Origin of the sequence: Pseudomonas marvdashtae (assembly GCF_014268655.2) — a bacterium.
GTDB lineage: Bacteria > Pseudomonadota > Gammaproteobacteria > Pseudomonadales > Pseudomonadaceae > Aquipseudomonas > Aquipseudomonas marvdashtae.
In genome coordinates this window covers 4,265,251-4,278,034 of the sequence record NZ_JABWQX020000001.1, presented here as the reverse complement: position 1 = coordinate 4,278,034, position 12,784 = coordinate 4,265,251, and the positions used below count along the sequence as shown (strand labels likewise).

The window sequence follows — 12,784 nt, the reverse complement described above, 5'->3', positions numbered from 1 at the left end:
CGCCCGGCCGATAAGGGCGACTGTGTCCGCGTATTTTAAGCGGATGCAATTACCCCTGGCTTCAGGATCACCATGTGCCGATGTAAGTAATCAGCCCCTGATCAAGGTCGTTCGTGGGGGGGGCGCACCCGTTGCCAGCAGATCGATGCCCCGACGAAGCCCAGAGTGCTGATCACTGGAAGTTTAGCTCCGTACAAACCGCAGACGTGGCACGAAGTGTACGCAGCCCCAAAAGCACGATCACCACCATGGCCAGGCCCGCGACAATCGCGACGCCGAACCCTGCCTGCGCGCCATAGACGTCGATGACCAGTCCTGCCAATACGCCACCGAGCGCTACGCCGATGCTGATGCCTGTAGTCATCCACGTAAGTCCTTCGGTGATCCTTGACGGTGGAACAATGATCGAGCCGAGATTCATGACGACGACCATCGTTGGCGCAAATGACATACCTGCAACAAATAACATCCCGGAAAGGATGTAGACGTTCGGTGAAAGAATGGGCAACACGGCAGTGACTGCCGTTATCAGCACCCCGATAAAGAACTGCTTTTCAATTGGCAAGGAAATCCTTAAAGCGCCGAACGTCAGACCCGCGATCATTGAACCGAGCGCATAGGCTGCCAGGATGAAACTGGCAGCCGCCGGCCAGCCTTGTACGTTGGCGAAGGCCACAACCGCCACGTCGATTGATCCGCCAATCACACCCATTGCCAAGAGCGCTAGCACGATAGTACGAACGCCGGGGATAAGTAGGGTCGAGCTTGCGCTCCTTCTAATGCCCACGACCACCTTCGGTTCTGTCTGCCGCTGCATAAGAAAAGCCGTCACGCCGACAACCAGCAACAAAACGGCTACAAGCGGCCCGGCTTCCGCGAAAAAGCTGACGCTCAAACCAATGGCAAGTGGTGGGCCGATGATAAAGGCGAGTTCGGTTAGAACCGTGTCCAAGGAGAACGCCGTGTGTAACTCTGGCTTGCCACGGAAAAGCTGCGTCCAGCGTGCTCTTATCATGGCGGGCATGCTCGGCATCGTGCCCGCCAATGCCGCGAGAATAAACAGCAGTGTGACTGGAGCGCTCAGGTAGACGGCAATGATCAGCGTGAGCAACATACCAATGCTGAAGGCCGTCACAAAGGGCAGAACCCGACGTTGCCCCCGCTGATCAACAAGTTTCGATACTTGCGGACCGATAAGTGCATTCGCCAAGGTAAAAGTACCGGCGACCGCGCCCGCCAGCCAATAAAGGCCCGTCTGCTGCACCAACATGGTGATGATGCCGATGCCGATCATTGCCTGTGGTAGCCGGGCAATGGAACTCGCGATCACTAACCCCATGACGCCCGGGGTAGTGAAAAGTTCGCGGTAGGGATTTGCCATGATCGGCGCCTAAGTGGGTGGTTGAGCAAATATGCAAGTGGGCAGTAACAAATCCACTTGCAGAGGAGGGGACTCACGAGGATGGTTTGAAGCAAACATCCATTTGCGTCTGGCTTCAGCCCCGCCGATGTTAAAAGCGGCATCAGGTCATCCGTTTGTTTGCGTTTTTTCGCGGACACCTTGCGGCAGCCACTTCCTCAGTAACAGGCGTATGTCCCTCAGGTCGGAATGGGATGGTGCTTTCATCAGGGATGTGTTCGAGGCCTAATCCCTTCTGTTCTAGCTCCCGATGTATGTCTCGTGCCCGCTCGCCTTCCCCCGTCGCCAGCCACACTTCACTGACACTCAGCAAACGTGCCAACTGCGCCATCCACAACCGAGGCACACCCCGTACGCTCCAGTTCGTCAGGCATTGAGGGCTAACACGCAGCACCTCGGCGAATGCCGAGGGGGCGATGTCGTATTCTTCCAATAGGTTGCGCAAGCGTTGCCCAGAAGCCTGTCGGGCGCTGAGCTGCGAATCTTTTTGTTTCCACCAAGCGTTGACCATCGTTTTGCTCTGCATCCTGCTCGTACGTTGTAGCGGTACTACCTTAAACAACACGGTGCGAAGCCCGGTAGCCATGAATGCTTGCTCATTTATATAAAAGGAACGAACCCACAAGCAGGCAGGAAGGATATGACGGACAGTGCTTACAGCTGGTATGCATGCGCGATCCGAGCGCTCGGCTCTGTAGGGAAGGGCTACCTCCACCCAAAAGCGCACGCAACGTTCGCCTCGCTTATTCCCATAAGCCATAACCCCCTTACTTTGCGTGATATGGCCTCGCCGGGTTTGCCGGTATGATAGGCGCCCCCGCAGTCCGGATTGCGAATACGCCATGACTCTGCAGTACCCAACCATCGCCGATTGCGTCGGCAACACTCCGCTGGTCCGCTTGCAGCGCTTGCCCGGCGAGACCACTAATACGCTTTTGCTCAAGCTCGAAGGGAACAACCCGGCGGGTTCGGTCAAGGACCGGCCGGCGTTGTCGATGATCACCCGTGGCGAATTGCGCGGGCAGATCCGGCCCGGCGATACGCTGATCGAGGCGACGTCCGGCAACACCGGTATTGCTCTGGCGATGGCGGCGGCGATCAAGGGCTACAAGATGATCCTGATCATGCCCGACAACTCCAGCGCCGAGCGCAAGGCGGCGATGACTGCCTATGGCGCCGAGCTGATCCTGGTCACCCAGGAGGAGGGCATGGAAGGTGCCCGGGACCTGGCCGAGCGCATGCAGGCCGAAGGCCGGGGCAAGGTGCTCGATCAGTTCGCCAACGGTGACAATCCCGAGGCCCACTACACCACCACCGGTCCTGAGATCTGGCGCCAGACCGACGGCACGATCACTCATTTCGTCAGCTCGATGGGCACCACCGGCACCATCATGGGCACCTCGCGCTACTTGAAAGAACAAAATCCGAACGTGCAGATCATCGGCCTGCAACCGATGGAAGGCTCGGCCATCCCCGGCATCCGACGCTGGCCCGAAGAGTATCTGCCAAAGATCTACCAGGCCGACCGCGTGGACCGGATCATCGACATGGCCCAGAGCGAAGCCGAGGACGTGACCCGTCGCCTGGCGCGTGAGGAAGGCATTTTCTGCGGCGTGTCGTCGGGCGGTGCCGTGGCGGGGATGCTGCGTCTGTCGAAAGAAGTCGAGAACGCGGTGATCGTCGCGATCATCTGTGACCGTGGCGACCGTTATCTGTCGACCGGCATTTTCGACGCGCCCAACTGATGGCCAAGCATGAAAGAGGCTTGCGCTTCCAGCCCAGCGGCGGAAGCCGGGCCCCGCAGGTGCCCACCGGTAAAAAGCAGCGCTTGACCATTGAACGCCTGGCCAATGATGGCCGGGGAATTGCGTTTGTCGAGGGTCGGACCTGGTTCGTCATCGGCGCGCTGGCCGGTGAAGAGGTCGAGGCGCGCGTGCTCGGTGCCCATGGCAAAGTGGTCGAGGCGCGCACCGAGCGGGTGTTTTCGCCCAGCGAACTGCGTCGTCCGGCACCGTGCATCCATGCCGGTCGTTGCGGTGGCTGCAGCGTCCAGCATTTGCCCCATGCCGAACAGCTTGCCCTGAAACAGCGCATGCTCGCCGAGCAACTGTCCCGAGTTGCAGGCGTTGAGCCAGGCGAATGGGCCGAGCCTTTGAGTGGGCCGGAGTTCGGTTATCGACGCCGCGCCCGCGTGGCCGTGCGTTGGGACCAGAAGGCGAAAAAGCTTGAAGTCGGTTTCCGTGCGGTCGGCAGCCAGGACATCGTCGCCATCGATCAATGCCCGGTGCTGGTACAGCCCTTGCAACCGATCATGAGCCGCTTGCCGGAGATGCTGCGACGCTTGAGCAAACCCCAGGCGTTGGGTCATGTGGAGTTGTTCGCCGGCTCGTCCCTCGCGGTATTGCTGCGCCACATGGCGCCGTTGTCTGAGGCCGACCTGACGATTCTCAAGGATTTCTGCGGGTTTCATGAGGCCCAGTTGTGGCTTCACGGTGAAGGCGAGCCGCAACCGGTCGAGCCCGGCCAAGCCTTGGGGTTTCGCCTGGATAGCTGGGATCTGGAACTGGCGTACCGGCCGGGGGATTTCATCCAGGTCAACGCCGCCGTCAACGAAGCGATGATCGCCCAGGCCCTGCAATGGCTGGCGCCTCAATCGGATGAGCGCGTGCTGGACCTGTTCTGCGGCCTGGGCAACTTTGCCTTGCCGCTGGCCAGGAAGGTACGCGAGGTGGTGGCCGTGGAAGGTGTACAGACTATGGTGGACCGCGCGGCCGCTAACGCCGTCAGCAACAATTTGAATAACACTGCCTTTTTTCAGGCCGATTTATCCCAGCCATTGGCGGATGCCGAATGGATCGGCGAAGGCTTTTCTGCGGTACTCTTGGACCCACCCCGTGACGGTGCTTTCGAGGTGGTACGCAAGCTGGCGTCCCTCGGTGCCAGACGGTTGGTTTATGTGTCGTGCAACCCGGCAACTTTGGCTCGGGACACGGTCGAATTGATCAAGCAGGGCTACCGGTTAAAACGTGCCGGGATTCTCGATATGTTTCCTCAAACGGCGCATGTCGAGGCCATGGCGTTATTTGAAGCGAGCCAGGATGGCTTGTCCGATTGACCCGTTCGTGCCAACCCACCACAGCCTTGGGTGGAAACACGAGCAACGAAGGTCAGCGATGTTGACGCATTGAATCTGCGTCGTAGGGAAGGTAAGTAAAGATGGTACAGGTGAGAGCACACCAGCCGATCAACACCGACGGCAGTATCAATCTCGAGGCTTGGCTCGATCACGCGGTCAGTATCGACACGGCACTGGATCGCGAAGCCTTGAAGGCCGCTTGCGAGTTCGCTCGCGAGGCGGAACAGCAACACAACGCGGCGAAGAACCTCTGGTCCGAAGGCACCTCGAGTTTCCAGACGGGCCTTGAAATCGCCGAAATCCTCGCCGACCTCAAGCTCGACCAGGACTCGCTGGTGGCGGCGGTGCTGTACCGCGGCGTGCGCGAAGGGCAGATCCAGCTTCCGATGGTCAGCCAGCGCTTTGGCACCGTGGTCGCCAAGTTGATTGATGGCGTGCTGCGCATGGCCGCTATCAGCGCCAGCCTCAGCCCGCGCCAGTCGATGGTGCTGGGAACCCAGGGCCAGGTGGAAAACCTGCGCAAGATGCTGGTGGCAATGGTCGACGACGTGCGCGTCGCGCTGATCAAGCTGGCCGAGCGCACCTGCGCAATCCGTGCGGTGAAATCCGCCGACGACGAGAAGCGCAATCGCGTGGCCCGGGAAGTCTTCGACATCTATGCGCCGCTGGCCCACCGCCTGGGTATCGGTCACATCAAATGGGAGCTGGAGGATTTGTCCTTCCGCTACCTGGAGCCCGACCAGTACAAGCAGATAGCCAAGCTGCTGCACGAGCGCCGCCTGGATCGAGAACGGTTCATCACCGACGTCATGACCCAATTGCGCGAAGAGTTGCAGGCCACCGGCGTCGAAGCCGACATCAGTGGCCGGGCCAAGCACATCTATTCGATCTGGCGAAAAATGCAGCGCAAGGGCCTGGAATTCAGCCAGATCTACGACGTTCGCGCCGTTCGCGTACTGGTCCCGGAAATGCGCGACTGCTACACCGCGCTCGGCATCGTCCATACCCTGTGGCGGCACATTCCGAAGGAGTTCGACGACTACATCGCCAACCCGAAGGAAAACGGCTACCGCTCACTGCACACCGCGGTCATCGGCCCCGAAGGCAAGGTGCTGGAAGTGCAGATTCGCACCCACGCCATGCACGAGGAAGCCGAGCTGGGCGTTTGCGCCCACTGGAAATACAAGGGCACCGACGTCAAGTCCGGGTCCAACCACTACGAAGAGAAAATCTCCTGGTTGCGCCAAGTGCTCGAATGGCACGAGGAGCTGGGTGACATCGGCGGCCTGGCCGAACAGCTGCGGGTCGACATCGAACCGGACCGGGTCTATATCTTCACCCCCGATGGCCATGCCATCGACCTGCCCAAGGGCGCGACGCCGCTGGACTTCGCCTATCGGGTGCATACCGAGATCGGCCACAACTGCCGTGGCGCGAAGATCAACGGGCGGATCGTGCCGCTCAACTACAGCCTGCAGACCGGCGAGCAGGTCGAAATCATTACCAGCAAGCACGGCACGCCGAGCCGCGACTGGCTGAACCCGAACCTGGGCTACATCACCACTTCCCGTGCGCGGGCGAAGATCGTCCATTGGTTCAAGTTGCAGGCCCGCGACCAGAACGTCGCGGCGGGCAAGACCTTGCTCGAGCGCGAGCTGAGTCGCCTCGGCCTGCCGCAGGTGGATTTCGACAAGCTGGCTGAAAAAGCCAACATGAAAACCGCCGAGGACATGTTCGCGGCCCTCGGTGCCGGCGACTTGCGCCTGGCGCAACTGGTCAACCTGGCCCAGCAACTGGTGGAGCCGGAGCGCGGCAACGAGCAACTGGAGCTGATCCCGCGCAAGGCCACCGGCTACAAGCCCGGCAAGCGCGGCGACATCCAGATCCAGGGCGTGGGCAACCTGATGACACAGATGGCCGGCTGCTGCCAGCCGTTGCCGGGCGATGCAATCGTCGGCTACATCACCCAAGGCCGTGGCGTGAGCATTCACCGCCAGGACTGCGCCTCGGTGCTGCAACTGGCCGGTCGCGAGCCCGAGCGCATCATCCAGGTCAGTTGGGGCCCGGTGCCGGTGCTCACTTATCCAGTGGACATCATCATTCGCGCCTACGACCGCTCCGGTCTGCTGCGTGACGTGTCCCAGGTGTTGCTCAACGAGCGCATCAACGTGTTGGCGGTCAACACCCGCTCGAACAAGGAGGACAACACGGCGCTGATGTCCCTGACCATCGAGATCCCGGGCCTGGACGCGCTGGGGCGGCTGCTGGGACGGATTTCCCAGCTGCCGAACATCATCGAGACCCGGCGTAACCGTACGCCGGGATGATCCGTGAGCCAATTGTGGGGGCGGGCAATCTCGCTCCCACAGAGTTTCGTGTGATGAGACGGATTAATGTATAGCCTCGAAGATCTGCTCCACCTGATGAACCGCCTGCGGGACCCGCAGTACGGTTGCCCCTGGGATATCAAGCAAACCTACGCCACCATCGTCCCGCATACGCTTGAAGAAGCCTACGAGGTCGCCGATGCGATCGAGCGTGGCGATTTCGATCACCTGCAGGACGAGTTGGGCGACCTGCTGTTCCAGGTGGTGTATTACAGCCAGTTGGCCCGGGAAGAAAACCGCTTCGAATTCGCCGGTGTGGTCGACAGCATCACCCGCAAGCTGATCCGCCGCCATCCCCATGTGTTTCCTACCGGCGACTTGTATGCGCCCGTGGATATCCCGCGCCTGAGCGAAGAGCAGGTCAAGCAGCGCTGGGAGGAAATCAAGGCCGAGGAGCGGGCCGAGAAAGCTTCGGTGCCCGAGCAATTGTCGCTGCTCGACGATGTGCCGGCGGCCCTGCCGGCGTTGTCCCGTTCGGCGAAATTGCAGAAGCGTGCCGGTCAGGTCGGTTTCGACTGGCCTGGCCCGTTGCCGGTGCTCGACAAGGTCCGCGAGGAACTGGATGAAGTGCTTGAGGCGATGGCGGATAACGACCCTGCGGCCATCAGCGATGAGGTCGGCGACTTGCTGTTCAGCGTGGTCAATCTGGCCCGGCACCTCAAGGTCGACCCCGAAGCCGCCCTGCGTGGCGCCAATGCAAAGTTCGAGCGACGTTTCCGATTTATCGAACAGGCATTGCGCGACACCCACCGTCCCATGGAAGATTGCACCCTCGAAGAGTTGGACGCCTTGTGGGGCGAAGCCAAACGTCAGGAAAAGAATTTGCCCAGCTGTGGCTGAGGCCGTTGCCTAAGTGAGTAAGCACCATGAGCCTTTCCCTTCGCGACCAGTTGCTCAAAGCAGGGCTGGTCAACCAAAAGCAGGCCAAACAGGTCGGCAAAGAGAAACAGAAGCAGCAGCGCCTGGCCCATAAAGGCCAGATCGAACTGGATGATTCCCAGCAGCGCGCGGCCCAGGAAGCCATGGCCGAGAAGGTCAAGCGCGACCAGGAACTCAACCGACAGCAGCAGGAAAAGGCCGAACAGAAGGCTCGGGCCGCGCAGGTCAAGCAACTGATCGAAGTCTCGCGCTTGCCGAAGCTGACCACCGACGACTATTACAACTTTGTCGACGACAAGAAGGTCAAGCGTATCTCGGTCAACGCCCTGATGCGCAACAAGCTGAGCAGCGGTTCCCTGGCGATCGTCCATCATGGCGGTGGCTATGAAGTGATTCCTCGTGAAGCGGCCTTGAAGATCCAGGAGCGCGATCCCCAGCGCATCGTCCAGCTCAATACCCAGACCGAAGAAGTGGACGCCGATGATCCGTACGCGGCGTATCAGATTCCTGACGATCTGATGTGGTAAGCAGGGCAGCAAGCTAAGCACAGGCCCAATGTGGGGGCGGGAAAGCCCGCCCCCACAGGTGTTCCTGTCTTCAGGATTCTGCCATTTCACGCGAGCGCAACCGTTCTTCGCGCTCCAGCTCGGCCCGGTAGTTCTGAGCGTCCGTCTCGGAATGGAACATTCCCACCAGTAGATCCTGTTGATGCACATCCCAGATCCGGATGCCGGCAGCAATGCCTTCATGGGACATATGGGCGTCGTCGCGTTCAGTTACTTTCACAGTCATCTTGCAAGCTCCAATCTCTGTTATCTGCAGCAAGGCGTGTGCAGGACTTTGTTATAGATTTTGGTAGCCAGCTAAGTAAATGCTTCGGCGCGTTAAGAAACTTTCATAAAAATCGCCACAATCGCGCAGGCCAGGCAGGGCGCGGCATTCGGTCGCAGTTGGGTACGTTTCATGAAGAAGGTTTCATGTTGGAGCGATGACGCATGCGGACGATAGCGGACATGGGGTGAGCAATTGCGGGCAACAAAAAGCCCCGCATTGGCGAGGCTTCTTTTGTATCGGGTTAATCAGCTGCCTTTCACAGCCTTGCCGTTGACCGTACCGTCCTGGAGCATGATGTTGTACTCCTTGCCGTCGGTCTCGACCTGTTGCAGGCGCACCAGCAAGTAATCCCAATCCTTGGCAAACCAGAGCACGGTGATGCGCTTGCTTTGCGTCGGGTCACGCACGCGCTCGACTTTGATGGCTTCGATCTGGCCGGCCTTGGTGGCGACCTTTTCCGAACCGAGCACGCGGAAGTCGTAGGTGTCGATCTCACCATCATCGACCACCTGGTAGCTCATGCTTTTCTTGCCAGCCGCCACGTCGTGTTGCAGGGCCAGTTGATAAGTGGACTTATCGACCATGCCCCGGTTCAGCGTCAGCTTGACCGGGTCGCCGCGATCGGTACCGGTGACCATCTTGGTGTTCCAGTCGAAGTCCAGGTCAGCCTTCTTGGCTTTGCCCAGGCCGCCGCGTTCGAAATGGTAGGACTGTGGCAACAAGGTGTCCTTGTCCACGGTCAGGGTGCTTTCTTCGGTCAGGCTGGCGATCATCATCGACGCCTTGAAGCTCAGCTTCCAGGTGCCGTTGGCCTCTTTGGTCAGGCTACGCTCGGCGGTGCCGCTCATGGGCAGCTGTTTCCAATCGGCGGTGTAGCTGGCGGAGAACGGTTGAAGGTCTGCGGCCTGTGCAAGGGGCAAGGCGAGCAGAGCGCAAGCGAAGAGCAGGGCGCGACGCATAAAATCTCCTAGTATCGAATCAAATGGCCGCTGGCGGCGAGCAACTGGCCGTCCAGTGAGGCCCCGCGATCGTCGAGGGTCAGCCGGCCTTCGGCAAACCAGCGCACGGCCATCGGGTAGATCTGGTGCTCACGGGCGTGGACCCGTTGCGCCAGGCTTTGCGGCGTGTCGTGCAACTCTACCGGTATTACTGCCTGTACGACCAGTGGTCCGCCATCGAGTTCCTCGGTGACGAAGTGCACGGAGCAGCCGTGCTCCGTGTCGCCGGCCTCCAGCGCGCGCTGGTGAGTGTGTAACCCTTTGTATTTGGGCAGCAGCGACGGATGGATATTGAACAGGCGGCCCTGGTAGTGACGCACGAAGCCGGCGCTGAGGATGCGCATGAAGCCAGCGAGTACCACCAACTGTGGATCGAACGCGTCGATCTGTTCGATCAGCGCGGCGTCGAAGGCTTCGCGACCGTCGAACGCCTTGTGATCAAGGACGCGGGTATCGATCCCCGCGTCCTCGGCACGTTGCAGGCCGTAGGCATCGGCGCGGTTGGATATCACCGCGCGGATACGGACCGGGCTGTTGCCGGTCCGCGTACTGTCGATCAGGGCCTGCAGGTTACTGCCGGTGCCAGACAACAACACCACGACGTTACAGGTGGCAGGCGGCTGCTCGTGCATCAATGTGCCTTAAGGTTTTTCAGCTCGACTTGCGCAGCGCCTTCGGCAGCGGTGGCGATCTGGCCGATGACCCAAGGCTGCTCGCCGGCTTCACGCAGGACGTTCAGGGCGGTCTCGACGTGCTCCTGGGCTACGCAGATGACCATGCCCACGCCACAGTTCAGCACGCGGTGCATTTCGGATTCGTCGACGTTGCCTTTCTCTTGCAGCCAGTCGAACACCGCAGGGCGGGTCCAGCTCGCCACGTCGACCACCGCCTGGGCACCTTTTGGCAGCACGCGCGGGATGTTGTCCAGCAGCCCGCCGCCAGTGATGTGGGCCATGGCCTTGACGGCGCCGGTGTCCTTGATCAGCTTGAGCAGTGGCTTGACGTAGATGCGCGTCGGCGCCATCAGCAGGTCGGCCAGCGGCTTGCCGTCGAGCTGGGTGTTCTCGATGTCGGCACCCGAGACTTCGATGATCTTGCGGATCAGTGAGTAGCCGTTGGAGTGCGGGCCGGAAGACGGCAGCGCGAGCAGGGCATCGCCAGCAGCGACTTTCGAGCCGTCGATGATCTCGGCTTTTTCCACGACGCCGACGCAGAAGCCCGCCAGGTCGTAGTCTTCGCCTTCGTACATGCCTGGCATTTCAGCGGTTTCGCCGCCAACCAGGGAGCAGCCGGACAGTTCGCAGCCGGCGCCGATGCCGGTCACGACCTGGGCGGCGGTGTCGACGTTCAGTTTGCCGGTGGCGTAGTAGTCGAGGAAGAACAGCGGCTCTGCGCCGCAGACCACCAGGTCATTTACGCACATGGCCACCAGGTCGATGCCGATGGTGTCGTGTTTGTTCAGGTTCAGGGCCAGGCGCAGCTTGGTGCCCACGCCGTCAGTGCCGGAGACCAGCACCGGTTGCTTGTAGCCGGCCGGGATTTCGCAGAGGGCGCCGAAACCGCCCAGGCCGCCCATGACTTCCGGGCGCGCGGTGCGCTTGGCGACGCTCTTGATGCGTTCGACCAATGCTTCACCGGCGTCGATGTCTACACCGGCGTCCTTGTAGCTCAGGGAGGGTTGCTTGCTCATGATCCAGGCCTTTAAAGGGGGGATTTCTGGGTAACGACCGATCGCCGGGGCCGTGGAATAACCGTTGTACGAATTATTCCGGATGCCCAGCCATTGCCAGTCTGCGAAGGCGCGCGATTTTATCAGGCTTGTGCAGCAGCGGCCATCCTCGTGCCGACGGGCAGGGACATATCCACCAAAAAAAACCGATATTTGTTGTGATGGTACTGCACGGCACGTCTGTATAAGGTGTAGCGGTAAGCGACTATGGCGATGACCGTGGGAAACTTGCATCGGGTGGCTGAATGTTTTGCCCGGTGTCGTGTCACAGCCATGCTCAATCTTCTCCACACGGCCGCTGCCAGCCGTTTTGTCCGGGAATTTTCCATGCGTTTGTTCAAATTCTTGTCTGTGGGCTGCTTGTCGCTGATCAGCCTGGCGAGCCATGCCGAAACCCTCAATAGCCTTTATCAGGTGCGTGAACCGGTCAGCAGCCAGGCGCCGGATGAGCGTAACCAGGCGACGTTGCGTGCCCTGGACACCTTGGTGCTGCGTCTGACCGGCGACGCCAAGGCCGCCCAGAGCCCCGGCCTGGCGGCGATCCGCAAGGACCCGCAACAGATCATTCTCCAATATGGCTACGAGGCCGGCCCTCCGGAAAGCCTGCAGGTGGACTTCGATCCAGCCAGCACCGACCGGGCGTTGCGTTCGGCGGGGCTGTCGCTTTGGGGGGCGAATCGCCCGTCGATCCTGGGCTGGTGGCTGAACGATTCGGCGGAGGGTTCCAGTCTGGTCGGCGATGGCCAGGCCAGCGCCACGCCGTTGCGCCGGGCTGCCCAGCACCGGGGTTTGCCGCTGCATCTGCCCCTGGCGGACTTGAGCGAGCAGATTGTCGCCACGGCGCCGACCCTGCAAGGCAACGACCCGGCACCATTGCGCGAGGTGTCGGAGCGCTACGGTTCCGACGCGTTACTGGCGGTCCATGCCAAGGAAGAGGGCGGCCAGTGGCAAGCGAGCTGGCGCCTGTGGCTGGGCGACCAGCGCGAACAGGGCAGCGTCCAAGGCGCCGATCCTGCTGCATTGGCTGATGCCGTGATGCTGGCGGTAAGCCAACGCCTGGCGCCGCGTTTCGTGGCCAAGCCGGGTGTCGCTACCGAACAATTGCTGGAAGTGCAAGGTGTGAACCTTGAGCGTTACGCGGCGTTGGGGCGGTTGCTTGAACCGTTCGGTGGGCAAGTGCAACGGGTCGAAGGCGATGTGATCGTCTACAAGGTCAGCGCAAGCGCAGAGCAGCTGAAGGCGCAGTTGGCCCTGGCGAAGCTGCAGGAGATACCCGCCGGGGAGGCCATCGCGCCGACGCCTGCGGTCCAGCCCGCCGCCGATGGCGCGATTTCGCCTGTGCAGCCAGCGCCAGCGCCCGTCGCCAATCTGCGGTTCCGCTGGTAGGTTTTCTTCTTTATA

At 60.9% G+C, this 12,784-nt stretch carries 12 protein-coding genes; 6 read left to right on the top strand and 6 right to left on the bottom strand.

Annotation, left to right across the window (positions count from 1 at the left end; genetic code table 11):
* Window positions 1–172: 172 nt before the first annotated feature.
* Together HU742_RS19380 and HU742_RS19375 are read right to left on the bottom strand one after the other, a co-directional pair.
* The gene (locus HU742_RS19380) at window positions 173–1,381 is read right to left on the bottom strand and encodes an MFS transporter (RefSeq protein ID WP_186644704.1); all 1,209 of its coding nucleotides are present in this window, start codon (window positions 1,379–1,381) and stop codon (window positions 173–175) included.
* Between the two features lie 142 nt (window positions 1,382–1,523).
* A complete protein-coding gene (locus HU742_RS19375; RefSeq protein ID WP_186644706.1) occupies window positions 1,524–2,006 on the bottom strand; it encodes a helix-turn-helix domain-containing protein in 483 nt (160 codons plus the stop codon).
* 256 nt (window positions 2,007–2,262) lie between these two features.
* On the opposite strand from HU742_RS19375, the gene cysM reads away from it, so the two are divergent.
* The 5 genes from cysM to HU742_RS19350 all read left to right on the top strand — a co-directional run bounded on the left by cysM (window position 2,263) and on the right by HU742_RS19350 (window position 8,349).
* Window positions 2,263–3,165, top strand: a complete 903-nt coding sequence (gene cysM, locus HU742_RS19370; RefSeq protein WP_186644708.1) for a cysteine synthase CysM — start codon at window positions 2,263–2,265, stop codon at window positions 3,163–3,165.
* Complete coding sequence (rlmD, locus tag HU742_RS19365; protein ID WP_186644713.1) at window positions 3,165–4,535, top strand: 23S rRNA (uracil(1939)-C(5))-methyltransferase RlmD; 1,371 nt, start codon at window positions 3,165–3,167, stop codon at window positions 4,533–4,535. Before cysM ends, rlmD begins: the two co-directional genes overlap by 1 nt.
* Before the next feature lie 101 nt (window positions 4,536–4,636).
* A complete protein-coding gene (relA, locus tag HU742_RS19360) occupies window positions 4,637–6,883 on the top strand; it encodes a GTP diphosphokinase (RefSeq protein ID WP_186644714.1) in 2,247 nt (748 codons plus the stop codon).
* Between the two features lie 66 nt (window positions 6,884–6,949).
* The gene (mazG, locus tag HU742_RS19355; protein ID WP_186640602.1) at window positions 6,950–7,783 is read left to right on the top strand and encodes a nucleoside triphosphate pyrophosphohydrolase; all 834 of its coding nucleotides are present in this window, start codon (window positions 6,950–6,952) and stop codon (window positions 7,781–7,783) included.
* A 26-nt stretch (window positions 7,784–7,809) separates the two neighbouring features.
* Window positions 7,810–8,349, top strand: coding sequence for a DUF2058 domain-containing protein (locus HU742_RS19350; protein ID WP_186640604.1), 540 nt, complete (start codon window positions 7,810–7,812; stop codon window positions 8,347–8,349).
* 70 nt (window positions 8,350–8,419) lie between these two features.
* Here HU742_RS19350 and HU742_RS19345 read toward each other — a convergent pair whose 3' ends face one another.
* The 4 genes from HU742_RS19345 to purM form a co-directional block, all read right to left on the bottom strand.
* On the bottom strand, window positions 8,420–8,614 hold the full coding sequence (locus HU742_RS19345) for a hypothetical protein (RefSeq protein ID WP_186640606.1): 195 nt from the start codon (window positions 8,612–8,614) through the stop codon (window positions 8,420–8,422).
* Window positions 8,615–8,901: 287 nt separating this feature from the next.
* Complete coding sequence (locus tag HU742_RS19340) at window positions 8,902–9,615, bottom strand: DUF3108 domain-containing protein (RefSeq protein ID WP_186614449.1); 714 nt, start codon at window positions 9,613–9,615, stop codon at window positions 8,902–8,904.
* An 8-nt stretch (window positions 9,616–9,623) separates the two neighbouring features.
* The gene (gene purN / locus HU742_RS19335) at window positions 9,624–10,286 is read right to left on the bottom strand and encodes a phosphoribosylglycinamide formyltransferase (RefSeq protein WP_186640608.1); all 663 of its coding nucleotides are present in this window, start codon (window positions 10,284–10,286) and stop codon (window positions 9,624–9,626) included.
* Window positions 10,286–11,344, bottom strand: a complete 1,059-nt coding sequence (purM, locus tag HU742_RS19330) for a phosphoribosylformylglycinamidine cyclo-ligase (protein ID WP_186614453.1) — start codon at window positions 11,342–11,344, stop codon at window positions 10,286–10,288. The genes purN and purM overlap by 1 nt, the downstream gene beginning before the upstream one ends.
* 366 nt (window positions 11,345–11,710) lie before the next feature.
* On the opposite strand from purM, the gene HU742_RS19325 reads away from it, so the two are divergent.
* The gene (locus HU742_RS19325) at window positions 11,711–12,769 is read left to right on the top strand and encodes a DUF2066 domain-containing protein (protein WP_186644715.1); all 1,059 of its coding nucleotides are present in this window, start codon (window positions 11,711–11,713) and stop codon (window positions 12,767–12,769) included.
* Window positions 12,770–12,784: the final 15 nt, after the last annotated feature.